Source organism: Klebsiella sp. M5al, from assembly GCF_002090195.1.
Taxonomy (GTDB): Bacteria; Pseudomonadota; Gammaproteobacteria; order Enterobacterales; family Enterobacteriaceae; genus Klebsiella; species Klebsiella grimontii.
Window position 1 is genome coordinate 634,952 of record NZ_CP020657.1, and the last position, 22,762, is coordinate 657,713.

22 protein-coding genes, 1 tRNA gene and 1 pseudogene are annotated in these 22,762 nt (G+C 53.4%); 15 read left to right on the forward strand and 9 right to left on the reverse strand.

Going from position 1 to position 22,762, the window contains the following annotated elements:
- Nucleotides 1-227 precede the first annotated feature (227 nt).
- The 5 genes from iolD (at nucleotide 228) to BWI76_RS03110 (ending at nucleotide 6,748) form a co-directional block, all read left to right on the forward strand.
- Nucleotides 228-2,168, forward strand: coding sequence for a 3D-(3,5/4)-trihydroxycyclohexane-1,2-dione acylhydrolase (decyclizing) (gene iolD, locus BWI76_RS03090; protein WP_049087198.1), 1,941 nt, complete (start codon nucleotides 228-230; stop codon nucleotides 2,166-2,168).
- Between the two features lie 48 nt (nucleotides 2,169-2,216).
- The gene (locus tag BWI76_RS03095) at nucleotides 2,217-3,230 is read left to right on the forward strand and encodes a Gfo/Idh/MocA family protein (protein ID WP_004136140.1); all 1,014 of its coding nucleotides are present in this window, start codon (nucleotides 2,217-2,219) and stop codon (nucleotides 3,228-3,230) included.
- Between the two features lie 41 nt (nucleotides 3,231-3,271).
- Entirely contained in the window at nucleotides 3,272-4,156 is an 885-nt protein-coding gene (locus BWI76_RS03100) for a sugar phosphate isomerase/epimerase family protein (protein ID WP_004098146.1), read from the forward strand.
- 24 nt (nucleotides 4,157-4,180) lie between these two features.
- Nucleotides 4,181-5,080 carry a myo-inosose-2 dehydratase gene (gene iolE, locus BWI76_RS03105; protein ID WP_004098147.1) on the forward strand — a complete coding sequence of 300 codons (900 nt, stop codon included), beginning with the start codon at nucleotides 4,181-4,183 and terminating at the stop codon, nucleotides 5,078-5,080.
- A 168-nt stretch (nucleotides 5,081-5,248) separates the two neighbouring features.
- Nucleotides 5,249-6,748, forward strand: coding sequence for a sugar porter family MFS transporter (locus BWI76_RS03110; protein WP_004136138.1), 1,500 nt, complete (start codon nucleotides 5,249-5,251; stop codon nucleotides 6,746-6,748).
- Between the two features lie 172 nt (nucleotides 6,749-6,920).
- On the opposite strand, the gene BWI76_RS03115 is transcribed toward BWI76_RS03110, so the two are convergent.
- From BWI76_RS03115 to ahr, 6 genes are all read right to left on the reverse strand, one after another.
- Nucleotides 6,921-8,231 (reverse strand): ABC transporter substrate-binding protein, encoded by a 1,311-nt coding sequence (locus BWI76_RS03115; protein WP_004108836.1) that lies wholly within the window; start codon nucleotides 8,229-8,231, stop codon nucleotides 6,921-6,923.
- A 139-nt stretch (nucleotides 8,232-8,370) separates the two neighbouring features.
- On the reverse strand, nucleotides 8,371-9,441 hold the full coding sequence (locus BWI76_RS03120; RefSeq protein ID WP_004136137.1) for an ABC transporter ATP-binding protein: 1,071 nt from the start codon (nucleotides 9,439-9,441) through the stop codon (nucleotides 8,371-8,373).
- A gap of 5 nt (nucleotides 9,442-9,446) precedes the next feature.
- Entirely contained in the window at nucleotides 9,447-10,271 is an 825-nt protein-coding gene (locus BWI76_RS03125; RefSeq protein WP_004136135.1) for a phosphodiesterase, read from the reverse strand.
- A gap of 10 nt (nucleotides 10,272-10,281) precedes the next feature.
- Nucleotides 10,282-11,169 carry a carbohydrate ABC transporter permease gene (locus BWI76_RS03130; RefSeq protein ID WP_004136134.1) on the reverse strand — a complete coding sequence of 296 codons (888 nt, stop codon included), beginning with the start codon at nucleotides 11,167-11,169 and terminating at the stop codon, nucleotides 10,282-10,284.
- Nucleotides 11,159-12,031: a carbohydrate ABC transporter permease gene (locus tag BWI76_RS03135; protein ID WP_004128303.1), complete on the reverse strand. Its 873-nt coding sequence runs from the start codon at nucleotides 12,029-12,031 to the stop codon at nucleotides 11,159-11,161. Before BWI76_RS03135 ends, BWI76_RS03130 begins: the two co-directional genes overlap by 11 nt.
- A gap of 190 nt (nucleotides 12,032-12,221) precedes the next feature.
- Entirely contained in the window at nucleotides 12,222-13,241 is a 1,020-nt protein-coding gene (gene ahr, locus BWI76_RS03140; protein WP_004128305.1) for an NADPH-dependent aldehyde reductase Ahr, read from the reverse strand.
- A gap of 233 nt (nucleotides 13,242-13,474) precedes the next feature.
- On the opposite strand from ahr, the gene BWI76_RS03145 reads away from it, so the two are divergent.
- The 5 genes from BWI76_RS03145 (at nucleotide 13,475) to BWI76_RS03160 (ending at nucleotide 18,512) form a co-directional block, all read left to right on the forward strand.
- Nucleotides 13,475-13,559 (forward strand) — tRNA-Leu (locus tag BWI76_RS03145).
- A 164-nt stretch (nucleotides 13,560-13,723) separates the two neighbouring features.
- Nucleotides 13,724-14,986 carry a tyrosine-type recombinase/integrase gene (locus BWI76_RS03150; RefSeq protein WP_004136132.1) on the forward strand — a complete coding sequence of 421 codons (1,263 nt, stop codon included), beginning with the start codon at nucleotides 13,724-13,726 and terminating at the stop codon, nucleotides 14,984-14,986.
- A 126-nt stretch (nucleotides 14,987-15,112) separates the two neighbouring features.
- Nucleotides 15,113-16,015, forward strand: coding sequence for a hypothetical protein (locus BWI76_RS03155; protein WP_004136122.1), 903 nt, complete (start codon nucleotides 15,113-15,115; stop codon nucleotides 16,013-16,015).
- Nucleotides 16,016-16,017: 2 nt separating this feature from the next.
- Nucleotides 16,018-16,482 (forward strand): hypothetical protein, encoded by a 465-nt coding sequence (locus BWI76_RS27995; RefSeq protein ID WP_145977443.1) that lies wholly within the window; start codon nucleotides 16,018-16,020, stop codon nucleotides 16,480-16,482.
- Nucleotides 16,479-18,512, forward strand: a complete 2,034-nt coding sequence (locus BWI76_RS03160) for an ATP-binding protein (RefSeq protein ID WP_004136120.1) — start codon at nucleotides 16,479-16,481, stop codon at nucleotides 18,510-18,512. Before BWI76_RS27995 ends, BWI76_RS03160 begins: the two co-directional genes overlap by 4 nt.
- A gap of 768 nt (nucleotides 18,513-19,280) precedes the next feature.
- Here the strand turns inward: BWI76_RS03160 and BWI76_RS03165 are convergent.
- The 3 genes from BWI76_RS03165 to BWI76_RS03175 are packed head-to-tail and all read right to left on the reverse strand — an operon-like array spanning nucleotide 19,281 to nucleotide 20,844.
- Nucleotides 19,281-19,847 carry a phage polarity suppression protein gene (locus tag BWI76_RS03165; protein ID WP_004136118.1) on the reverse strand — a complete coding sequence of 189 codons (567 nt, stop codon included), beginning with the start codon at nucleotides 19,845-19,847 and terminating at the stop codon, nucleotides 19,281-19,283.
- Between the two features lie 17 nt (nucleotides 19,848-19,864).
- Nucleotides 19,865-20,110: an ogr/Delta-like zinc finger family protein gene (locus BWI76_RS03170; RefSeq protein WP_004136116.1), complete on the reverse strand. Its 246-nt coding sequence runs from the start codon at nucleotides 20,108-20,110 to the stop codon at nucleotides 19,865-19,867.
- The gene (locus BWI76_RS03175) at nucleotides 20,107-20,844 is read right to left on the reverse strand and encodes a hypothetical protein (protein ID WP_004136114.1); all 738 of its coding nucleotides are present in this window, start codon (nucleotides 20,842-20,844) and stop codon (nucleotides 20,107-20,109) included. Before BWI76_RS03175 ends, BWI76_RS03170 begins: the two co-directional genes overlap by 4 nt.
- Nucleotides 20,845-21,394: 550 nt before the next feature.
- Here BWI76_RS03175 and BWI76_RS03180 point away from each other — a divergent pair.
- The 5 genes and pseudogenes from BWI76_RS03180 to BWI76_RS03195 all read left to right on the forward strand — a co-directional run bounded on the left by BWI76_RS03180 (nucleotide 21,395) and on the right by BWI76_RS03195 (nucleotide 22,756).
- Nucleotides 21,395-21,661 (forward strand): helix-turn-helix transcriptional regulator, encoded by a 267-nt coding sequence (locus BWI76_RS03180; RefSeq protein WP_004136113.1) that lies wholly within the window; start codon nucleotides 21,395-21,397, stop codon nucleotides 21,659-21,661.
- A gap of 2 nt (nucleotides 21,662-21,663) precedes the next feature.
- Nucleotides 21,664-21,996: pseudogene (locus BWI76_RS28630) on the forward strand (ash family protein); the annotation flags it as partial.
- Between the two features lie 24 nt (nucleotides 21,997-22,020).
- Nucleotides 22,021-22,215, forward strand: coding sequence for a host cell division inhibitor Icd-like protein (locus BWI76_RS28635; protein WP_032433479.1), 195 nt, complete (start codon nucleotides 22,021-22,023; stop codon nucleotides 22,213-22,215).
- On the forward strand, nucleotides 22,212-22,439 hold the full coding sequence (locus BWI76_RS03190) for a hypothetical protein (protein ID WP_004136110.1): 228 nt from the start codon (nucleotides 22,212-22,214) through the stop codon (nucleotides 22,437-22,439). Before BWI76_RS28635 ends, BWI76_RS03190 begins: the two co-directional genes overlap by 4 nt.
- Complete coding sequence (locus BWI76_RS03195) at nucleotides 22,436-22,756, forward strand: DUF5375 domain-containing protein (protein WP_004136098.1); 321 nt, start codon at nucleotides 22,436-22,438, stop codon at nucleotides 22,754-22,756. Before BWI76_RS03190 ends, BWI76_RS03195 begins: the two co-directional genes overlap by 4 nt.
- Nucleotides 22,757-22,762 lie beyond the last annotated feature (6 nt).

Here is a 22,762-nt window from a genome sequence, read left to right on the forward strand (position 1 = left end):
ATCCCCGATATAGGATGCGAATGAAACGGGTGAAATGCATAGAGAGTTTGATCCCTCTCGCAAAATGAAATATTTCTTCTGTATTTCTATTTAATGAAAAAAATGTTTGCCTATAATCCAAAAGTATTCCAGTGACGTTAACGATTTTCCTGACTCATCGCTTGTATCGCGGCGCAGGGCAAAACGCTAACCCACACGCAAATACTGAATAATAAGGATTGGGCAACATGGGCAAACTGAGACTGACAATGGCGCAGGCGCTGGTGAAGTTCCTGGATAACCAGTACCTGGAAGTCGATGGCGAAGAGCATAAGTTCGTCAAAGGCATCTTTGCTATCTTTGGCCACGGCAACGTGCTGGGAATGGGGCAGGCCCTTGAACAAGATAGCGGTGAAATGCGGGTCTATCAGGGGCGTAACGAGCAAGGGATGGCGCATGTCGCTACCGGTTTTGCCAGACAGTCCCTGCGTCGTCAGATTATTGCCTGTACCTCCTCCATTGGCCCCGGCGCGGCGAACATGATTACCGCCGCCGCCACCGCGACCGCCAACCGCATCCCGCTGCTGCTGCTGCCGGGCGATGTGTTTGCGACCCGCCAGCCTGATCCGGTGCTGCAGCAAATCGAACAGAGCCACGATCTCAGCATTACCACTAACGACGCGTTTCGCGCGGTGAGTAAATACTGGGATCGCATCACCCGTCCGGAACAGCTGATGAGCGCCTGCATCAACGCCATGCGCGTGTTGACCGACCCGGCGGAAACCGGTGCGGTCACGCTTTGTCTGCCGCAGGATGTCCAGGGCGAAGCCTGGGATTATCCGGAGTCGTTCTTTACCCGTCGGGTACACCGCCTTGACCGCCGCCCGGCCAGCGCCGCGCAGCTGGCGGATGCCGTGGCGGCGATTAAAGCCAGCCGTAAGCCGCTGATCGTCTGCGGCGGCGGGGTGAAATACTCCGGCGCAGGCGAGGCGTTGACCCGTTTTGCCGAGCGCTACGGCGTTCCGTTTGCCGAAACCCAGGCGGGTAAAGGCAGCGTTGTCTCTTCGCATCCGTATAACGTGGGCGGCGTCGGCGAAACCGGCTGCCTGGCGGCGAACCTGTTGGCGAAAGAGGCGGACTTAGTCATCGGTCTTGGCACCCGTTTCAGCGATTTCACCACCTCGTCAAAATGGATTTTCCAGCACCCGGGCGTGCGTTTCCTCAATATTAACGTCAGCAACTTCGATGCCTGGAAGCTGGATGGGATTCCGATGCTGGCGGATGCCCGCGAAGCCCTCACTGCCCTGGACGGCGCCCTGTCCGGCGAATCCTGGCAGGCTGGCTGGGGCGAGCAGATTGAAAGCGTGCAGAGTCGCCAGCTGAAAGAGACCCAGCGCGTTTACCAGGCGGTGTGGCAGGAAACCGCTTTCGTCCCGGAAATCGACGACCATCTGGATCGGGAATCGGTGTATCGCGAATTTCGCCAGATAACCGACTCCACCCTGACGCAAAGCAGCGTTCTTGGCGTACTTAACGAAACGCTGCCGGCGGATGCGGTGATTGTAGCGGCGGCGGGGAGCCTGCCGGGAGACCTGCAGCGCGTCTGGCGCAACCGGGCCGCCAACACCTATCACGTTGAATACGGCTACTCCTGCATGGGGTATGAAGTCAGCGCCGCGCTGGGCGTGAAGTTAGCCCAGCCGCAAAGCGAGGTCTATTCGCTGGTCGGCGACGGCTCGTTCATGATGCTGCACTCCGAGCTGGTGACCTCCCTACAGGAGCGCGCGAAGATCAACATCGTGCTGCTCGACAACATGGCCAACGGCTGCATTAACAACCTGCAAATGGAGCACGGGATGGACAGCTTCGGCACCGAGTTCCGCTTCCGCTGCGCCGAATCGGGCCAGCTGCAGGGCGGCCTGGTGCCGGTAGATTTCGCCACTGTCGCTGCCGGCTACGGCTGCAAAACCTGGCGCGTCACGACGCTAGAAGAACTACGCCACGCGCTGGACGCCGCGCGCCGCGAAACCGTCAGCACCCTGATAGACATTAAAGTGCTGCCGAAAACCATGGTGCACAAATACGGCAGCTGGTGGAACGTCGGCGTCGCGCAGTCTGCGCTCTCCGAACGGATCCGCAAAGTGGCGCAAATGATCAATGAAAAACGCGCTCAGGCGCGGGATTACTAAAACAGAACACAAACCCTGAACCCTACAAATCTCGGGAGAAAACCAACTATGTCACTCAAATTAGGTGTCATCGGTGCCGGCGCTATCGGTAAAGAACATATCCGTCGTTGCACTCAGGTACTGCAGGGAGCCACGGTAGTGGCGGTTTCGGACATCAACGAAGAGAACGCGCGCGCCGCGGTTGCGCTGCCGGGCGTGCATGCCGAAGTGTACGCCGACGGTCATGACGTGATTAAGGCCAGCGATGTGGATGCCATTCTGGTCACCTCATGGGACCCCACCCACGAAGAGTACACGCTGGCCGCCATCGCCGCCGGTAAGCCGGTGTTCTGCGAGAAGCCGCTGGCGATGAGCGCGGAAGGCTGCCGCCGTATCGTTGATGCGGAAATGAAAGCCGGTCGCCGCCTGGTGCAGGTTGGATTTATGCGCCCTTACGACGAAGGCTATCTGGCGCTGAAAAAAGTGATCGATGACGGCGACATCGGCGCGCCGCTGATGCTGCGCTGCGCGCACCGCAACCAGTCGGTGGGCGAGAATTACACCACCGATATGGCGATCACCAACACCCTGATTCACGAGCTGGATGTGCTGCGCTGGCTGCTGAATGACGACTATCGCTCCGTGCAGGTGCGCTTCCCGCGCTCCACGTCCCACACCCATGCGCGTCTGAAAGACCCGCAGATCGTGTCGTTTGAAACCAAAAAAGGCACGCTGATCGATGTGGAAGTCTTTGTGAACTGCCAGTACGGCTATGACATCCAGTGTGAAGTAGTAGGGGAAACCGGAATTGCCCGCCTGCCTGAGCCGTCGGCCGTGCAGATGCGCAAAGCCGCTAACCTGTCGACCGCTATTCTGACCGACTGGAAGGATCGCTTTATCAAAGCGTATGACGTTGAGCTGCAGGCCTTTATCAATGATGTTCAGGCCGGCCAGCTGCACGGCCCATCGGCGTGGGATGGCTACGCGGCGTCCGTCGCTGCCGACGCCTGTATCAAAGCGCAGGGAACCAGCGACCCGGTTGAGGTGACGCTGCCTGAATGCCCGGCATTCTACAAACGCTAATCCCGCTTTGCTGACGGAACTTCTTTGCACAGGTAACGACGATGAAAATTGCTTTTGACGTTGATGTTATTAAAGACCTCGGGGTTACCCGCATGGTCCACCAGGTGGCCGAATGGGGCTACAAATACATTGAGCAATCGCCGCACCCGCAGATCAACCCGTTCTACAAGCACCCGCGGGCCAGCCGGGAAATTATGGCTGAGTACAAGCAGGCGCTGCGCGATACCGGCGTGGAGCTCTCTTCGTTTATCTGCGTCTATCGCTGGTCCGGTCCGGATGAGCTGCGCCGTCAGGCGGCAGTGAAAAACTGGAAACGGCTGATCGAAATCGCGGTTGAAATGGGTGTACAGGTGATCAACACCGAGTTTTCCGGCGATCCTAACCAGCCGGAGATTTGCGATGAGATGTTCTATCGCTCTATGGAAGAGCTGCTGCCGATTTTTGAGCGCGAAGGCATCCGCGTTGAAATTCAGGCGCATCCGTGGGACTTCTGCGAAGAGAACAACGAAACCGTCGATATCGTGAAGTCGTTCCGCAGCGATAACGTGAAGTACGTTTACAGCGTCCCGCACACCTTCTTTTATGACAAAGGCGTGGGCGACGTTGAGAAGATGCTGCGCTACGCGGGAAGCGATCTCTCCCACGTGCTGATCGCGGATACCCGCAACCATACAAAACATTGCCGCTATATCGTTAACCCACCGGGCGTAGATGCCGTCGTTCACCAGCACGTGGGCGTCGGGGAAGGGGATGTTGATTTCGACGCGCTGTTCCGCACTCTGCGCGATATGAAATTTGCCGAACAGACCTTCAAGGTCGGCGGTGAGCCGATTGTGGCCACCTCGCTGTTCGGCTACCCGGAAAAAATGAAATACCAGGCAGTGGAAACCCGTGAACTCATCGAACGTGAATTGCTGCGCCGGTGAGGCGCAGCGGCAGGAGCCCCTACTATGAACAAAGATAACGTAAAACTGGCCATCGCCCCGATTGGCTGGACTAACGACGATATGCCGGAGCTGGGCAGCGAAAATACTTTCCAGCAAATCGTCAGCGAAATGGCGCTGGCGGGCTTTACCGGCAGCGAAGTCGGCAGCAAATATCCGCGCGATCCGGCGGTTCTCAAGCCGATGCTGGATATCCGCGGCATTCAGATTTGCAACGCCTGGTTCAGCACCTTTTTTGCTAACGGCCAGCGGGAAAAGACCATTGACGAATTCGTTAACCACATGAATTTTCTGCATGCTATGGGCGCGAAAGTCATCGGCTGCTCCGAGCAGAGCGGCAGCATTCAGGGGCTGGAAAAGCCCATCCTGGAGAATGCGAAACCGTGCTTTAGCGAAGAAGAGTGGCAGCGGGTGGCGGAGGGCTATAACACCCTCGGTCGTCTGGCGGCGGAAAAGGGCATGCAGGTCTGTCTGCATCACCATATGGGTACCGGTATCCAGACGACGGCAGAGATCGACAAGTTTATGTCGCTGGTGGATGACAAAGTCTTCCTGCTCTACGACACCGGACACGCCTGGTATTCCGAAGGCGGCGAAGAGCCGATGCTGGCGATTCTGAAAAAATATCTGCCGCGCATTAACCACGTACACCTGAAAGACGTGCGTCCGCCGGTGATCGAGCAGGTGCGTCGCGAAGGGCTCTCCTTCCTGGACGGCGTGAAGAAGGGGACCTTCACCGTGCCGGGCGACGGCGTTATTGATTTCCGTCCGGTGTTCAAACTGCTGGACGAACATGGCTATAAAGGCTGGATGGTGGTTGAGGCCGAGCAGGATCCGGCGCTGGCCAACCCATTCGAATACGCCGTAAAAGCGCGCAAATATATCCGCGAGACGGCAGGAATCTAATCGTTGTTTCATTTTCAGGCCATACGTCGTATGGCCTGCTTTTTTTACCCCATCACTCAGCAGTAGCTCAAGACGTAGAACGAAAACAACACGTCGGTGAGGCCTCGGCCTCTGCATTCAGACTAGAGCAAATCTTCCCTCAAACAAGGCGGGTTACTGGAGTCTATTATGTCTAAGGAACAATATCTTACACTCAATAAAGCGTCGGGACCGAATAGCGAGACCCCGACAACGCCCTTTGTAAAAGTTGTCGCCCTGATCGCGACGCTTGGCGGTTTACTTTTTGGCTATGATACCGGGGTGATTTCCGGTGCTTTACTCTTTATGGGCACCGAGCTTCATCTTACTCCCTTTACCACCGGTCTGGTCACCAGCTCGCTGCTATTCGGCGCCGCCTTTGGCGCGCTGCTTTCTGGCAATCTGGCGAATGCGGCGGGCAGAAAGAAAATTATTCTGTGGCTGGCGGTGCTTTTTGCCATCGGCGCGATAGGCACCTCTATGGCGCCGGACGTTAACTGGATGATTTTCTTTCGTCTTATTCTCGGCGTGGCGGTCGGCGGGGCTGCGGCCACCGTACCGGTCTATATTGCCGAGATAGCTCCCGCGAATAAGCGCGGACAGCTGGTTACTTTGCAGGAACTGATGATCGTATCCGGTCAACTGCTGGCCTATATTTCTAATGCCACGTTCCATGAAGTCTGGGGCGGGGAAAGCACCTGGCGCTGGATGCTGGCGGTGGCGACGCTACCCGCCGTGCTGCTCTGGTTTGGCATGATGTTTATGCCGGATTCACCGCGCTGGTACGCGATGAAAGGGCGCCTGGCGGAAGCCCGTCGCGTGCTTGAGCGCACCCGGCATAAAGATGATGTTGAGTGGGAGCTGCTGGAAATCACCGAAACGCTGGATGAACAGCGCAATCTCGGTAAGCCCCGGTTCAGCGAGATTATGACCCCGTGGTTGTTCAAGCTGTTTATGATCGGTATTGGTATAGCGGTTATTCAGCAGCTTACCGGTGTAAATACCATTATGTACTATGCCCCCACGGTACTGACCTCGGTTGGTATGACTGATAATGCCGCGCTGTTTGCCACTATCGCCAACGGCGTAGTCTCAGTATTGATGACATTCGTTGGCATCTGGATGCTTGGCAAAATTGGCCGTCGCCCAATGACCATGATTGGTCAGTTCGGCTGCACCGCCTGCCTGGTCTTTATCGGTGCGGTCAGCTATCTGTTGCCGGAGACGGTTAACGGCCAGCCTGATGCGCTGCGTGCCTATATGGTTCTGGCAGGGATGTTACTGTTTCTGAGCTTTCAGCAGGGGGCGCTGTCGCCGGTGACCTGGCTGCTTATGTCGGAAATTTTCCCAACCCGTCTGCGCGGTATTTTTATGGGGGGGGCGGTATTTTCAATGTGGATTGCCAACTTCCTGATCTCCCTGTTCTTCCCGATACTGCTGGCGTGGTTAGGGCTTTCAGGCACCTTTTTTATCTTCGCCGGTATTGGCGTATTTGGCGCGATATTCGTCATTAAATGCGTACCGGAAACTCGCCACCGTAGTCTTGAACAAATCGAGCACTATCTGCGGGATAAGCTGGACACCAGTGAAGAAGGGCAGGCCGCCAGGGCCCGGCGAATAGTGGCTGAATCGCAGGCGAATAAAGTGTAACGCTGAGCGGTATCTGCGATGCTGGATAGGTACTCAGCGGTCTGTACGGCCCGGGCTAATGAGCCGTATCGAACGATCCCCTCCCCCTTGAAACAGGGGGAGGGGGTACACTGCTTCCGTACGGTATGACAGAAGATACCTCAACTATCGACGGGGATAGCGAGGGAAAGGGCTACTTCACTTCCGCCAGCGCGGTTTTATCGACGTAGGGCTTCATCAACGCATCGGCTTCCTTCTGCGCCGCCTGCACCGCGGCTTCCGGGGTAACATTGGCATCATTGACCACCGCGGCCAGCTGGTTTTCCATCGCCTTACGCACGGCAACGGTCTCCCAGGTGGAGTACCATGGATGGGCATACTTCAGCTGTTCGAGGGCGATAGCCGCGCGCGGATCCTGCTGCAGATACGCCTTCATTTCCGGCGTATCGTAGGCGGCCTTACGCGGGGAGAAGTAGCCGGTAAAGCGACTCCAGGCGCCGTTGACCTGCGGGCTCACCAGATACGTCAGGAACTGATACGCCGCTTTTTTCTGCGCGTCGTTGATGCCCTTGAAGCTGACCAGGCTGGCGCCGCCGATCGGTACCGCCCGCTGCTCTTTAGCCGGCAGCATCGCCACGCCCAGCTCAAAATCTTTGCTGTTCTCGCGCATAAAGCCCAGCGCGCCGGTGCTCAGCATCGCCATTCCGACTTTGCCGGAGAAGAAGCTGGCGCCGATCTGTTTCGAATTTAACACCCCGGAAGGCATCACTTTGTCTTTATAGACCAGGTTCTGCCAGAAGCGCAGGGCGCCGATGGTGGTTGGCGTGTTGTAATAGACTTCGCCCGGATAGTCCTCGTTAAAATATTTCCCGCCGTTAGCGCGCACTAGCGCCGAGAAGATCCAGCCGCCGTAATCATCATTAGTCGACGGCAGCATGATCCCCCACTGGCCTTTGCTTTCGTCGGTCAGCTTTCTGGCGTCCGCCAGCAGCTCGGCCCAGGTTTGCGGCGGCTGTTTGATCCCGGCCCGATCGAACATCGTTTTGTTGTAGTAGAGGATCGGCGTCGAGTTATGGAACGGGATCGCATAGGTGGTGCCCATCACCTGGGCGTTTTTATGCATGGCGGGCCAGAACGCCTTCACCAGAAAATCCCCCGCTTTTTGATCGCCATACTGGAACAGCTCATCCATCGGCAGGATCTCATCCTTCAGCGCCAGATCGGTGGTGAAGTTAGCGGACATAATCACCAGCGCGGGCGGCTGTCCGGCCTTCTGCGCTGATTCGGCTTTGATCTTGGTGGTGTCGTAGTTACCGGTAAAGATCCCGCGCACTTCGACATCCTGCTGCGACTCGTTGAATTGCTTAATGACGCGGGTCATCTCCATGGTCAGCTTACCGTCCACCGGCGCCGGGAACATGAAGTCGATCTTCTCTTTCGCCAGCGCCGCGCCGCTCAGGGCAAGGCTGAGCCCAACCGCGAGAGCGGTGAGAGGTTTAAACATAGTTTGTCTCCATCAGTAAGCACCTGTCCACAGGCTATTTTATTTGCCAGTTTGGCCCTGGGCAGTGCTCAGAATCCTCACGTACTACACGTACGCTCCGGTTCTTCCGCGCTGTCCGTGTCCAAACTGACTGCAACAATTACGCCTGATGTACCGGCGCTAAATTATGCTGTTTCTCAGCATGAAAAAGATGCACATCGGCAGGTGAAAAGCCGAGGATCAGCGAATCGCCTTTCTCCGGTACCGCGCCGCGATGGCGACGGCTAAAGCGTAAGGTGCCGATGGGGGTACTGACGTGGAGCAAATAATCGGCTCCCATCAGTTCTCGTTGCAGCACGGTGGCGGGCAAGCGCAGATGGTTCTCCTCCACGCGGTCGCTGATATGTTCCGGGCGAATGCCTAACCACACCCGGGATTCTTCACGGTAGCGCGGCGGCAGCGGATAGCGCAGCTCACCCAGTAATACCTCACCATCAGCGCAGGGCAGCGAGAGCAGATTCATCGCCGGAGATCCGATAAACCCGGCGACAAACAGGTTGGCCGGGTTGGCGTAGAGATACTCCGGTCGCCCGACCTGCTGTACGTGGCCGCCGTTCATCACCACGATGCGGTCGGCCATCGACATCGCTTCCGTCTGGTCATGGGTGACGTAGACGGTGCTGGTTCTGAGCTGCTGGTGGAGGTCCATAATGCTGTCGCGCACTTCGCTACGCAGGCGGGCGTCAAGGTTGGAGAGCGGCTCATCCATCAGGAACAGGCGCGGATTGCGCACAATCGCCCGCGCCATCGCCACCCGCTGCCGCTGGCCGCCGGAGAGCTTCGCCGGCTTGCGATCGAGCAGGGTATCCAGCTGCAGCATTTGCGCGACTTTATCCACCCGCGGCTGCCAGCTGGTTTTCTCCTCTTTGCGTACCTTCATGCCGAAAGTGATGTTGTCGCGCACCGACAGGTGCGGAAACAGCGCATAGTTCTGAAAGATCATCGCGAAATTACGCTCTCTGGGCGACATGTCGGTGATGTTCTCATCGTGCAGCCAGATCTCCCCCTCGCTGACCGGCTCCAGCCCGGCGAGCAGGCGCAGCAGGGTGCTTTTACCGCAGCCGGACGGGCCCACCAGCACCACGAATTCCCCTTCGCGAATATCCAGCGACAGGGCGCTGAGGGCCGGTTTACCGTCAAACTGTTTACTGATGTTTTGCAGACTAAGCATGGCGTTTAGCGATCTTCCGTTGGGCAGCTGATATTTTCGTCGTACATCCACGGTCCGGCGTAGTGGGTCAGCGGATGCTGATAGCTCACCCACTGCTCGTCGACCTGGCGATGCATCAGGCATGACGCCGGAGAGAGGTCGTAATACGGTCGGGTATCTTCATGAAAGTAGGGCACCTGGTGGACGGTTCCCGGGATGGTGGAGATGATGGCCTGGCGATACTGGGTCATGGTCAGGCTGTGGTTATGGCCGCAGAAAATGCGCGTCAGCGACGGGAAACGCTCAACCAGCGCCAGCAGACGATGGCCGTTTTCGCAGGCGATAGGGTCCATCTGCGCGTTGCCCAGCGGCAGCGGCGGATGATGCATAAACACCGTCGCCGGTTTATCGCCGCCATCAAACAGCTGAGACTCCAGCCACTTGATGGTTTCCTCGGTCAGCCAGCCTTTCGACGTACCCGCGCGGCTGGAGTCGATAAACAGCAGGCGAGTGGCAAAATCGTCTACCGCGTAGTGTATGTTTTGCGCATCGCGGCCGAGCTGCGGGCACAGCGGATGCAGGTATTCCAGAAACAGCGCTTTATCGTCGTGGTTGCCGGGAATGAGATACAGCGGATAGTTCAGGCTGCCGAGGATCTGGCGGGCGACCTCATACTCTTCCGGGCGGCCGCAGTTGACGATATCGCCGCTCACCACAACCGCGTCCGGACGCTCCTGCAGGGCGTTCAACTGGGAGACGACGTCGGCATTAGCGGCGTTGACGTCAATAAAGCCGTACAGCTTCTGGCCGCGGCTGCGGAAATGGGTATCGGAAATTTGCGCTAACAGCATGAAGAGCTCCTTATTTGATCCCGGAGAAGCCGAAGCTTCGCAGGAACTGTTTCTGGAAGAGGATGAACGCGAGCATCAGCGGCAGGCAGACCATCAGCGTGCCGGCGCCGATGATGCCCCACTGACCGCCGGATTCGGCGCCCATGGCGAACGAGACCAGCCCCACGGTCAGCACCTGTTTGTCCGGGTCGTTCAGCATCATCAGCGGCCACAGATACTCGTTCCAGTGGTAGGTAATGCTGACGGTGGCGAAGGCCAGCACCGACGGCCAGGACATCGGCAGCAGCACGCGGAACAGCACCTGCCACCAGCGACAGCCCTCCATCAGCGCCGCCTCTTCCAGCTCTTTGGGTATGGCCAGAAACGCCTGACGCATCAGGAACACGCCGAACGCCGAGGTGAAGTAGGGCATCATTACCCCAGTGAGGGTGTTGAGCAGGCCGAAGGTTTTCAGGGTCAACATGTTCGGCACCATCATCACCACCGGCATGATCATCAGCTGGACGAGGAACATCAGGAACAGCGTCTTCTTGCCGCGGAACTCGTGGCAGGCGAAGACGTAGCCGGCGGTGGTGATGGTCAACAGCTGCGCGAAGAAGGTGCCGAAGGTGAAGATAAGGGTGTTGGCGTAGAGGCTCAGCCAGTCGGCGCTGTCCCAGGCATCGCGGAAGTTATCCAGCGTCAGCGGCATACGGGGCAGCAGCGAGGCCATATCCTCGCCGAAGGTCGTGGCGCTAAACGAGGTTGCCAGCATCCATAAAAACGGGCTCATCCACAGCAGCGCCAGGCAGCACATTAATACCGTGAGCGTAAAGGGCTGCGAGCGGCGCAGGCGCAGCCAGAGCGGGCGCGATGCGCTGTGCGATCGCAGCGCCAGCGGCGAGATTTCAGCGCTCATAGTGCGCTCCTTTCTCCAGCAGTTTGAGGTTAATCAGCGAGAAGGCAAACAGCCCGGCCAGCGTCAGGAAGGTGGCGGCGGAAGCTTTACCTAAATCATGGGTGTCCCAGGCGAGGTTCTGGATGTAGTAGAGCAGCACGGTCGTGGCGTTATCCGGCCCGCCGCGGGTCATCACCGCCACGTGGTCGATCTGGGTGATGGAGTAGATCAGCGCCGTGGTTATGACGAAGCTCAGGGTCGGGCGCAGCAGCGGCAGCGTCACCTTAAAGAACACCTGCGTGCGGGTGGCGCCTTCCATTATCGCCGCTTCGCGCGTGGAGGCCGGAATGCTTTGCAACCCGGCGAGGAAAAACAGCATGTAGTAACCGGCGAACTTCCACACGCCAATCAGCGCCAGCGCCAGCAGCGCGCTATTGCTGCGCCCCAGCCAGTTGTTGTTCATCGGGCCAAACAGCTTCGCCAGATAGTGGTCGAGCAGGCCAAGGCCGGGCATAAAGATAAACAGCCACAGCGCGGCGGCGCTGACCATCGGGATAATCATCGGGAAGAAGAAGGCGGTGCGCAGCCAGCGGTTGACGCGGTGATTCTCGGTCAGGGCGACCGCCAGCAGCAGGGCGAGGGTCACGCCCGGTACCACCGTCAGCAGGATATAAAGCAGGTTATTCACCAGCGACTGCCAGAAGACGCTGTCGGCGAACAGACGACTGAAGTTCTCCAGCCCGACATACTGGCCGCCGTCGCTGACCATGCGGGTATCGAACAGGCTGTCATAAACCGATCGCCCGAGGGGAAACCAGGTAAACAGTAATAAAAACAGCAGGGAAGGCGACAGTATCAGCCAGGGGAGCCAGGTTTTTCTCATGGTGGCGGACGTCTCGTTCAGGCGTTTGTAGAAGCCCGGATTGTGAGAAGGATTGACTGCAAACGTATGGCGGGGAGATGACGGTTTAATGACCAGGGAAACAAGCGCCGGGCAGACGGGCCGCCCGGCATCATCCCGGCCAGTGGCGTTCAGGCCGCGCGGCTGCGGCCTGAAGCATGATGAGGAACGATCAGAAGTCGGCTTTCAGCACCACGCGGTAGCGGGCCTTGCCCTCGCGAACGTGCTTCAGCGCCTCGTTGATCTGCGACATCGGGAACAGCTCGGTGGTCGGCGCGACTTTGCTGCGTCCGGCAAATTTCATCAGCTTGCGCAGCTCGGCCGGGTTGCCGGTGGCCGAACCGGAGATGCTGCGGTCGCCGCCAATCAGGGTAAACGCGGGGACCGGGAACGGCTTCATTACCGCGCCGACGGTGTGGAAGTTGCCGCCGTACGCCAGCGCTTCAAAGTACGGCTGCCAGTCGAGGTCGACGGCGACGGTGTTGATAATCAGGTCGAACTGGCCGGCCAGCGCCTTTAAGGCTTCGGGATCGCGGCTGTTCACTACGCGATCGGCGCCCATTGCCAGCACTTCCTGCTCTTTCGCCGGATTGGAGCTGAAGGCGGTGACTTCCGCGCCCATCGCGTGCAGCAGCTTGATGGCGATATGGCCGAGGCCGCCAATGCCGATGACGCCGACGCGGCTGTTCGCCGTGACGTGATGCATCAGCAGCGGCTTGAAGACGGTAATGCCGCCGCAGAGCATCGGCCCGGCGGATTCAAGATCGACGTTTTCCGGCAGCGGGATCACCCATTGCCAGTCGGCGCGCAGCTTATCGGCGAAGCCGCCGCGGTTGATGATGGTGGGCACCGAGCCTTCCAGACAGTTCACGTGGTTGCCGCTGATACAGGCGTCGCAGTGGCCGCAGCTGCGCGCCGTCCAGCCAATACCGACCTTCTGGCCAACCTTCAGCCCTTTATCCTGCGCCGCGCTGCCCAGCGCCGCCACCCGGCCTATCACCTCGTGACCGGCCACCAGCGGATAGCTCGACATGCCCCATTCGTTGTCGATCATCGACAGGTCGGAGTGGCAGATCCCGCAGTACTCCACCTGCACTTCGACATCTTCCGGCTTAAGGTCGCCGGCATCGTACTCCCACAGCGACAGATCGGCGCCCGCTTCTTTGGCGGCGTAACTTTTAATAGTGCTCATGACAGTTTCCTTGGGTTTGGCGTAGTTAAGAAGGAAGTGTAGAGCATGGGGCGAGGGGACGCTTGGCAGAAGGAGGGGGGATGGGGGTTATAGAGGAGGGCAAAATGTACCCTGAAGAGGCTAACACACTGAGCCGATGAAAAATTCATCACTTGGTGGCAGGTGAATGCAACGTTGCTTGCATGGCAGCGTGCGACAGGTATAATCCAGAACGTTTTCCGTATCCTTTCCGTGCCGGAGTGGCGAAATCGGTAGACGCAGTTGATTCAAAATCAACCGTAGAAATACGTGCCGGTTCGAGTCCGGCCTTCGGCACCATTAGTACTTCCAAGACCATCCGAGAAAGTCCAATTATCCCTTAAAAATCAATGCTTGCAGCGATTTTTACGTCCTGAGTCGTCCGAGGTTGTCCGTTGAAATCCGGATGTCATTGGGGGCATAATTGGGGGCATCTTAACTTCGATTAGAAATGTGCCCCCAAAATGAAGCTCAACGCCAGGCAGGTAGAGACCGCAAAGCCTAAAGACAAAACCTACAAAATGGCCGATGGTGGCGGTTTGTATCTCGAAGTTTCGGCTAAGGGGTCCAAATACTGGCGCATGAAATACCGACGCCCCTCTGACAAAAAAGAGGATCGCCTCGCTTTTGGTGTTTGGCCTACCGTGACGCTTGCTCAGGCGAGAGCAAAGCGCGATGAAGCCAAAAAGCTGTTAGTGCAGGGCATTGACCCGAAAGCCGAACAGAAAGAAGCTCAGGCTGAAAATTCGGGAGCATATACTTTCGAAACCATTGCTCGTGAATGGCATGCAAGTAACAAGCGCTGGAGTGAAGACCATCGATCGCGCGTTCTTCGCTATCTTGAGCTTTATATCTTTCCTTATATCGGCACGTCTGATATTCGCCAGCTCAAAACCAGCCACCTGTTAGCCCCGATTAAAAAAGTTGATGCAAGTGGTAAACATGACGTTGCGCAGCGTCTTCAGCAGCGTGTCACGGCCATTATGCGTTATGCCGTACAGAACGATTACATCGACTCTAACCCGGCCAGTGATATGGCTGGTGCTTTATCAACAACCAAAGCACGACACTATCCTGCTTTACCCTCTAGCCGGTTCCCTGAGTTTCTTGCTCGTCTTGCTGCATATCGTGGCCGTGTAATGACGCGGATCGCGGTTGAGCTTTCTCTGCTAACTTTTGTACGTTCCAGCGAGTTACGTTTTGCTCGTTGGGAAGAGTTTGATTTCGATAAATCTCTTTGGCGTGTACCTGCAAAGCGAGAAGAAATTAAAGGCGTGCGTTACTCATACCGTGGCATGAAGATGAAAGAGGAGCATATCGTTCCGCTTAGTCGGCAGGCGATGATTTTGTTAGCCCAGTTAAAGCAGATTAGTGGTGATAAAGAGCTGCTTTTTCCGGGGGATCACGATGCAACTAAGGTCATGAGTGAAAACACGGTAAACAGTGCGTTGCGTGCCATGGGATATGACACGAAAACTGAGGTTTGCGGGCATGGGTTCAGGACGATGGCGCGTGGTGCGCTCGGTGAGTCAGGGTTATGGAGCGATGACGCGATAGAACGGCAGTTGAGCCATTCAGAGCGTAATAATGTGCGTGCGGCGTATATTCATACATCTGAGCATTTGGATGAACGACGCCTCATGGTTCAATGGTGGGCTGACTATCTTGATATGAATAAATCAACCTACATCACATCCTTCGACTTTGCGCGATTAAAAAAATATTAAATTTCAAATAGATTGATGATAAATAGATTTTTCCACAGTTAGTCTATCTTAAGTTGTTGATTTGTTTGTTTCTTTGTGATAATGGTGTTTATATTTTAAATACCAATTATTCCAAGTTGGCGGCTAATGGAAATATCTAAAAATAAAGTATGGGAAGCCAAAGAATGGGAAGGTCATGTAAATGATCTTCTGCGGCTTAAGTTTGGTGACGAAAATTATGTCCCAATACCTGACTTTCATAATGGTGATGCAGGCATTGAGGGGTATTGCCTGCAAGGATATGCTTTCCAGTCTTATTGTCCTGATGAGGCATGCACAGTAGATAAGTTGTATGAAAAACAAAGAGATAAGGTGACTGCGGATATTGGGAAATTTATCTTAGATAAAAAAGGATATTTAAAGAAAATATTACGAAATACAAAAATAAGACGTTGGATTTTAGTAGTGCCAAAGCATTTGTCTAAACAATTGAATGTACATGTTGTTAATAAGGAAAGTGAAGTTCTAGCTGCCAATTTGCCTTATGTTGATAATAATGATTTTAAAGTATTGATTTGGGATAGAGACAATTTCAAAAAAGAAGAGGACGATTTAATTAGTAGTGGGCTAAGGCTACTGAGAATAGAACTTCCTCAAGTGGATATTAGTGATATTGATCATCTTAAAGATAATAGCAGTGAATTTGGCGATAATATATCAAGAAAGCTTGCAAAATTAAAGAACGACGAAGCTCAGGTTGAAAATACATCGACAATACTGTTAAAAAACATCGTTATGTATAAAAATATCATGAACGACCTAAAAGAAAACTATCCAATTTTACATGAGAAAATCACTAACGGCATTTTGGATCGTGAACAAGATTTGTCCTTAACTTTCTTTGATCATGATATTTTAACTCCATATCAGCAAATGGAATTTCTTAATAATAAGCTCAAAGAATCCAGCCGTCTTCATCAAGATAATTTAAAATGCATTTCAATTGGAGTAGTCGGTGATTGGCTAATGCGTTGTAATTTGGACTTTTAATCATGGATATTTTAAAAGAAACTCCTGAAAAAATGACATTTAACTCAATTGGTTCGCCAATTGAACCGGAATTAAGACCTATCTGGAGAATATCTTTACTGGCTATTATTCTTAAAAAGCTATGTAGGGGTTCCTCTGCGAACTTGAAAAAAATGCAAGTTTTATACTCCTTAATATCGTCTGCTGATAAAAGAGTTCGATATTTTTCTGAGGGGGCTTATGGAGACATTAACATTCGCTTTGATCCTCTCTTAGATAAAGCAATATCATTGGGATTAGCTGAAGGAGTATTTTCCTTAGACTCAGCAAAAAGTATTGTCTTAACCAATAAAGGTGTGCTTTTGTCTAACAAAATTTATAAAGACCCAACATTGTTTGTTTTTGAAAAGGAATTTATTGACAAATACAGTAAATCCGAGTTTTCCGATAAAAAAATCGATCAGATACTATACAAAGGGATTATATGAGCAAGCTTAAAGTGGAACGATTGATAATTAGGACAAGTACAAGTGATGGGGCTTATGGGGTAGACCTCAAATTTGACTATGGCTTAAATATCATAAGTGCTGAGAATTCTTCTGGTAAGTCTACATGCATACAATCAATAATCTATGCATTAGGATTGGAAGGTATTTTGGGACCTTCGAGGAACAATCCTTTAAAATCTGCACTTACAACAAAATTAAGGGATGATAATGATGCGGAAATACAAGTTAATGAATCTAAAATATATCTCCAAATTGCGAATGAAAATGCAAGAACAATTACTGTATTAAGGAAGAGTGATAGTGAGGCTTCAAAAATAGTTACCGTCTACGATTGTGAGTTTAACCAAATTAACCCACGGGAATTTAATGATTTCTTTCTAAAAGATCCAGGTTCTGCACAGCGTGAAAAGGGATTTCATTATTTCCTGTCTGATTTTTTAGGAATAAAACAACCACAGGTGATTAAATATGATGGTACCAAATGCCCACTTTATATTGAGTCAATTTTTACAGTTAATTATGTAGAGCAGACTAGGGGGTGGGGTAGTATACTGAATATCATTCCAACTTACCTTGGAATAAAGGATTTGTCACAAAATATTCTTGAGTATACTCTCGATCTGGATGTTCGCGAAATTAGAAGGAAGCGAGAGGTATGTTTGGATGAAAAGAGAAACTATGAAACTAAATGGATGAATACAATCTCTGATTTAGAATCTAATGCAAAAGTTTATGGTTTCTTTGTGTCAACAAGAATACCTGAAAAAATCTCCGCCAAGTCTGAGATCTATCAGGATAGTGATTTATATACACTGGATGAAGAGAATCATGAAGTATCATTACCAAAGTATAAATCGATTCTTGAAAATGAGTTAGAAGCCGTCAGAGAGCAGATAAAAAATGATGATATCCCAAATGATAGAGGACTGGATTTACTTCTTGATAATTTGAGAGTAAATTTGGCAAATCATGAGCACGCTCTTTCCTTATTAATATCTGATATAGAGTCCAATAAGCAGTATATTATATCAATAAACAAAGGGTTGAATGACACGAAAGAAAGCTTGAGAAAGTATAAGGATATTGAAAAGCTGCAGTTATTAGGTTCACAGGAGAGTTTTTCTTTTGTTGAAGGCAATTGTCCAACGTGTGGGCAAAATATAGAAAATACACTTTTGCCAACAGTTTTGGATGGTAAAACATTAACGGTTGAAGACAATATAAAATATCTTGAGAAAACTTTTGCAGTTTTCGATAGTTTAGCCAAAAGTGAAAAATTAAAATTTGAAAAGAAAGAGGCAGCATTAAATGTGGCTAATGCTAGAGTTCGAGAGTTGCGTAATCAGATTAGAGAAATTCATCGTAGTATCTCATCCCCTATAAATTCAGAGCTTAGAGAACTAATACGGAAAGAGGTTAAGCTGGAAAAAGATATTGACAGTTTGGGCTCGCTCTTGAATTTTGAAGACGATAAAAAAACTACACTTCTTGCTGTTCTCTCCGACTGGCGGGAGTGTAATAACAGACTGGCGAAGCTTCCATATGATGGTTTTACTCAAAAAGACAGATTAAAACTAAAAATCTTAAAGGATTCGTTTAAGACCAATTTGCAAGATTTTGGATACAAAAGCACACCTATTGAAGATTTTGATTTGTCGACAAATACATACAAACCCACTGTAGATAGCGTAGATATTGGTTCTGAAGCATCTGCTAGTGATAATATAAGGGTGATTTGGTCATATCTATATTCATTGTTAATGCTGGATTCCCATTCACATGATATATCTACAAATCACTTGGGTTTACTCATTATGGATGAACCAAGGCAACAGGAAACCAAAGATGTTAGCTTTAAAACATTCATAAAAAAAGCCTCTGAGTCATACTTGGATGACAAACAAATTATAATGGGTACTAGTGAAAAATATACCGATCTAATTGCTATGCTAGATGGTTTGCATGTGAATCTTATGCATTATAATAGTAATATAATACGCAAGTTATAAGTGCTATTAAAATCCTGTTGCATCACTGGTAATATGGAGGTGTAACAGGCTTGATAAAATTTTTTTTGAATGGGTCGGTATTTCTAATTTGTCGTGGTTGCTCTTATTTTGGAGTGTTTTATATATAATAACGCAATCTATTTTTTTTTTTCGCTTTGCTACATACTGATGTGTAACTGACTATTGCATTTTTTACATTCACTCTTATTAGCCTTAACCGGCTATCGAAATTAATACGTCTTTTAATGCAGGTACGTAATTATTCCCCCGCCTCTCCAGCCTGCTACGTGGGGTGATTTGCATGCAGGTGCATGGCGAGGTTCAGGCTGCTACAGACCTGAATACGTCAGGGAAATAGCAATTTTAGGAACAATAAAATGAATACTGAAATAACAGATTTCCCTCATCCACTGTGTTGTGTTTTCTTATCCCTCACCTAACCGCCTCAGAGGCTCACCACGCCCCCGAACAGCACCGCACCACCCACCGACACTCCCGCGAACCCGCGCAGCGCAGCGACGCGCTCAGGCCGCCAAATTAAATATCATTAAATAAATACTTTACCGCTGGCGCGCAGTGCTTTCCCCGCCTCGCCTGCACGCTTCGTGGGTCGGTTTTCATGCAGGTGCATCGGGGGGCTCAGGCCGCGCCGGGACAGGGCTGCGAAGGGAGTGACTGGACGGGAAAGCGCATGCAAAACCATGCACCCTGTGGATGCATGGCTTAATTCGGGAAAAATAGCGGTATTTTCGGGGATTTCTTGCGGGGCTACCTGCCGGCCAGTTCCGTGCGCCGGCGGGCATAAATCAGGCTCTGTGCGGGGGTGTATTTTTCCTGATTATCCACCCGTGAAGCCGCGTCAGGCCTGAATCCGATGGCCGTTAAAATATCGCTGTCTTCTGCCGAATAATTAATTTCTTCACCGTTACTCAGCCACACGGACAGCGCTTCGCGCAGGTAATGCGCCGAGCGGTCGAGCGCATGGCCGGTCAGGAGTGCGGGCTGCTGGCTGAGTCCCATCAGCTCCGGGGCGAGCGTGGCGGCGAGCTCTGTCCCGTGCGCCTGCATAAAGTCATTCAGCCGGTTGCGGATACTGATGCGCTGTACCGCTTCATGGGAGCGGATATAGCGCCCGGCGGCCTGATTTATCTCCCATTTTTTGACATCGATAATCTCGCGCAGTGTCTGCATTCTGCCCGGTATACGGTCATCCCCGGCCAGCACCTGTTCCTGATATTCCTGCTCTGCGGCCGCGAGTTCGGCTTTACGGTTCAGCCAGGCGGTTTCGTTCTTCTGACAGGCTTCAAAGGCCTGCTGTAGCGTGAGGGTGGTCATGGTCAGTTCTCCCCTGATTAATGACGGTATGGCGAGCTGTAGCAGCCCTGCACCTTGCGGGGTGCCGGGGGTGTGACCGGCTCCGCGACAGGCGGCGTCTTCTCCGCCGGGGGCCGGATAACCTCGTCGATGGCTTCAGTGGTGCGGAACGTCGCCGAGCACTCAATATTGGTGCACTGGTGATAGCGCTGTTTGACGTTCTCCGACAGATAGCGGGAGGTGCGGGCATGCGCCGACTTTTTGCAGAACGGACAGTGCATCATGGCAGCAGCCCCCGCGCTTTCAGGTCAGCCTCGCGCTGACGGATTTTCTCCTGCCAGACTTTTAGCTGGCCGGGCGTGCTGGCGGCGTCGTGGTCCATGTGCGCAAGCGCGACGGCCGGGAAGCCGGTCAGGGAGAGCACCGGCTCATCCGCTGGCGTGACGGAGAAGTCGCTCACTTTCCTGGTCAGGAAGGTCACCACCTGATGCATGACCTCTTTCTCCGGCTCGATATACCCCTGATGGCCGATGGTGTTGGCGAGCGGGTTTGCCATCACATCCGCTTTCAGCACCATCGCCCGGACCAGTGGCCCGAGGGTGTCGTTCAGCGCCCGGTCGAGCTCTTCCTTCGCGTATTCAGACAGTACGGCGTGATGCGCCTGGCGGAATGCCTGCGCGGTGCTGTTGCAGGCGACTTTCAGCAGGTCACGTTCAAAGGCCAGCACTTCGGTCAGGTTGTCACATTCCTGCGCCAGCTCCCGGCGGGCCACGCGTTCGATATGACCGCTTTTCAGCTCATCGGTCAGCATGGCACCCCCGGCACGGAAAGCAGCGCGCCATGTGCGGGTGTCGCTGCCGTTGTCCTGCTCCAGCGCCGCTTTCTGCTCCTCTGCGCGGGTGATGGCCGTCAGGGTGTCCTCCATCCGGCGGGCCTGTTCAAGATGGGCCGTTCTGGCGGCGGCCAGTCGCTCCAGAGCCGGTTTCAGGTAATCAGGGATAAAGGGGGTGTCGGTCATGGCAGGTTTCCTCGTGATTTCAACATGAGGTGATTCTGCCGGGGCACACACAACAACACGACCTGTTGCGGTTGTGGCAGTTCTGGCACAAACAGGACGTCAAAACCCGGCTTGCCAGAGAAAGGTCTCAGGAAAAGCATGCTCACTGTTTGTTTTTTTACTGTTAACTATTCACCACTGTTCACCATAAGAAAAAATATAAGTAATACAGTAAGATAAAGGGTGAACAGTTGAGGGGGTGACTGTTCACCCACTGTTCACCACTGTTCACCTTTCAGTTTTGACGATGCCTTGTTCACTTAGTCTTTTTTGCGATTAAAAATGAAGAATATATAAATAAAAGTAATCATCGGTTTACCAAAGGATTATCAGGGATTGTCAACGATTGTCAGGGATTGCCACTGTTTGCCATTTGCTTGTTAACAGCTTGTTGTGTGGTATTTCGCTGCAAAAAGACTTGTTGCCCTCAGAGAAAATATTCACAAAATAGAGAGCTACCTGAAGCCGGACGGACACGACCGGCACTGTATGGACTTTATGAGGTAGCCCGATGCACACCGCTTTTTCTTCCCCGTCTTCTGCCCCTGCTGCGCCGCTGATGCCGCTCTCTGACGCCGTTCAGGAACGCTTTATCCGTCTGCCCGAGGTGATGCATCTGTGCGGGCTGTCCCGCTCCACGATTTACGACCTCATCAGCCGGGAGGCTTTCCCGAAACAAATCTCCCTCGGCGGGAAAAACGTGGCGTGGGCGCAGTCGGAAATCACCGGGTGGATGGCCGACCGTATCGCCGAACGCAACCGGGGCTATGACGCATGATGATGCCCGTTCCGCAAAAACCCTCTTTTTCTGGCTTGCTTCCCTTCGCCGTTTCCAGGTATAGTTTTGCCGCTGTCGCAAAATCGACAGCCGGAATTGGCGTTCCGAATAACTTCAAGGCGACACGACACGCGCCATGCGTGTTTTTTTATGTCGTTGCTCAGGCACACCCATTTTCAGGGCTGTGGTGTTTATTCGTGCACCAGGGTTCTTTTCTGATAATGGTAGTCCGGGCGGGGCAGCCTTCGGGCTGGCCGGTTCCCTTGAAGGCCGGTTACGCCAACCCCGCTCGGGCTGCCACCAGTGAAATTGGCGTTTCCGGTGGTAGTTTTTCAAACTACTTCAAGGAGGCTGCCGTCATGGCTACTATCCTCACCCCGTCACACCCGCAATTTGTCTTTGTGTTTGCCGCCGTTCGTCGCGCAGACCGTCAGCCCCGTATCTGTATGCTCCGCGCCGTGGCCGGAGATGAACACGCCGCACGCCTTTCCCTCGTCCGCGATTACGTCCTCTCGTTTGCCGGTCGTCTGCCGGTGGCGGAGGTGCGCGCATGAAACAGCCCGCCATCACCGTCAAAGACCTCGAATGCCTGGAGCACCTGCGCAACGTCGGCCAGTTCGTCGGCGAGCTGATGCAGGTGCAGGACTGTACTTCCCTGCGTCGTGACCCGGCCCAGCAGTTACAGCTTACCTCCGTGATTTACCTGATGACCGCCCAGCTCGACGGCGTGGTCGAGCGCTGCAACCACCGCTGGTTCACCGGGGAGGGCAACGTATGAAAACGCCTCTGCCGCCTGTATTGCGTGCTGCTCTGTATCGCCGCGCCGTGGCCTGTGCCTGGCTGACCCTGTGCGAACGTCAGCACCGCTATCCCCACCTCACCCTCGACGCGCTGGAAAGCGCCATCGCTACCGAGCTGGAGGGCTTCTATCTGCGCCAGCACGGCGAGGAAAAAGGCCGTCTGATTGCCTGTGCGCTGCTGGAAGATTTGATGGAGGCCGGGCCGCTGAAAGCCGCTCCGTCGCTGTCCTTCCTCGGGCTCGCCGTGATGGATGAGCTCTGCGCCCGCCATATCACATCGCCTGTACTGCACTGAGGGAGA

Bases quoted from the DNA above. Each gene is read 5' to 3' on its own strand.
- iolD (WP_049087198.1), top strand. From the start codon at position 228: ATGGGCAAACTGAGACTGACAATGGCGCAGGCGCTGGTGAAGTTCCTG.
- BWI76_RS03095 (WP_004136140.1), top strand. From the start codon at position 2,217: ATGTCACTCAAATTAGGTGTCATCGGTGCCGGCGCTATCGGTAAAGAA.
- BWI76_RS03100 (WP_004098146.1), top strand. From the start codon at position 3,272: ATGAAAATTGCTTTTGACGTTGATGTTATTAAAGACCTCGGGGTTACC.
- iolE (WP_004098147.1), top strand. From the start codon at position 4,181: ATGAACAAAGATAACGTAAAACTGGCCATCGCCCCGATTGGCTGGACT.
- BWI76_RS03110 (WP_004136138.1), top strand. From the start codon at position 5,249: ATGTCTAAGGAACAATATCTTACACTCAATAAAGCGTCGGGACCGAAT.
- BWI76_RS03115 (WP_004108836.1), bottom strand. From the start codon at position 8,231: ATGTTTAAACCTCTCACCGCTCTCGCGGTTGGGCTCAGCCTTGCCCTG.
- BWI76_RS03120 (WP_004136137.1), bottom strand. From the start codon at position 9,441: ATGCTTAGTCTGCAAAACATCAGTAAACAGTTTGACGGTAAACCGGCC.
- BWI76_RS03125 (WP_004136135.1), bottom strand. From the start codon at position 10,271: ATGCTGTTAGCGCAAATTTCCGATACCCATTTCCGCAGCCGCGGCCAG.
- BWI76_RS03130 (WP_004136134.1), bottom strand. From the start codon at position 11,169: ATGAGCGCTGAAATCTCGCCGCTGGCGCTGCGATCGCACAGCGCATCG.
- BWI76_RS03135 (WP_004128303.1), bottom strand. From the start codon at position 12,031: ATGAGAAAAACCTGGCTCCCCTGGCTGATACTGTCGCCTTCCCTGCTG.
- ahr (WP_004128305.1), bottom strand. From the start codon at position 13,241: ATGAGCACTATTAAAAGTTACGCCGCCAAAGAAGCGGGCGCCGATCTG.
- BWI76_RS03150 (WP_004136132.1), top strand. From the start codon at position 13,724: ATGAAGCTCAACGCCAGGCAGGTAGAGACCGCAAAGCCTAAAGACAAA.
- BWI76_RS03155 (WP_004136122.1), top strand. From the start codon at position 15,113: ATGGAAATATCTAAAAATAAAGTATGGGAAGCCAAAGAATGGGAAGGT.
- BWI76_RS27995 (WP_145977443.1), top strand. From the start codon at position 16,018: ATGGATATTTTAAAAGAAACTCCTGAAAAAATGACATTTAACTCAATT.
- BWI76_RS03160 (WP_004136120.1), top strand. From the start codon at position 16,479: ATGAGCAAGCTTAAAGTGGAACGATTGATAATTAGGACAAGTACAAGT.
- BWI76_RS03165 (WP_004136118.1), bottom strand. From the start codon at position 19,847: ATGACCACCCTCACGCTACAGCAGGCCTTTGAAGCCTGTCAGAAGAAC.
- BWI76_RS03170 (WP_004136116.1), bottom strand. From the start codon at position 20,110: ATGATGCACTGTCCGTTCTGCAAAAAGTCGGCGCATGCCCGCACCTCC.
- BWI76_RS03175 (WP_004136114.1), bottom strand. From the start codon at position 20,844: ATGACCGACACCCCCTTTATCCCTGATTACCTGAAACCGGCTCTGGAG.
- BWI76_RS03180 (WP_004136113.1), top strand. From the start codon at position 21,395: ATGCACACCGCTTTTTCTTCCCCGTCTTCTGCCCCTGCTGCGCCGCTG.
- BWI76_RS28635 (WP_032433479.1), top strand. From the start codon at position 22,021: ATGGCTACTATCCTCACCCCGTCACACCCGCAATTTGTCTTTGTGTTT.
- BWI76_RS03190 (WP_004136110.1), top strand. From the start codon at position 22,212: ATGAAACAGCCCGCCATCACCGTCAAAGACCTCGAATGCCTGGAGCAC.
- BWI76_RS03195 (WP_004136098.1), top strand. From the start codon at position 22,436: ATGAAAACGCCTCTGCCGCCTGTATTGCGTGCTGCTCTGTATCGCCGC.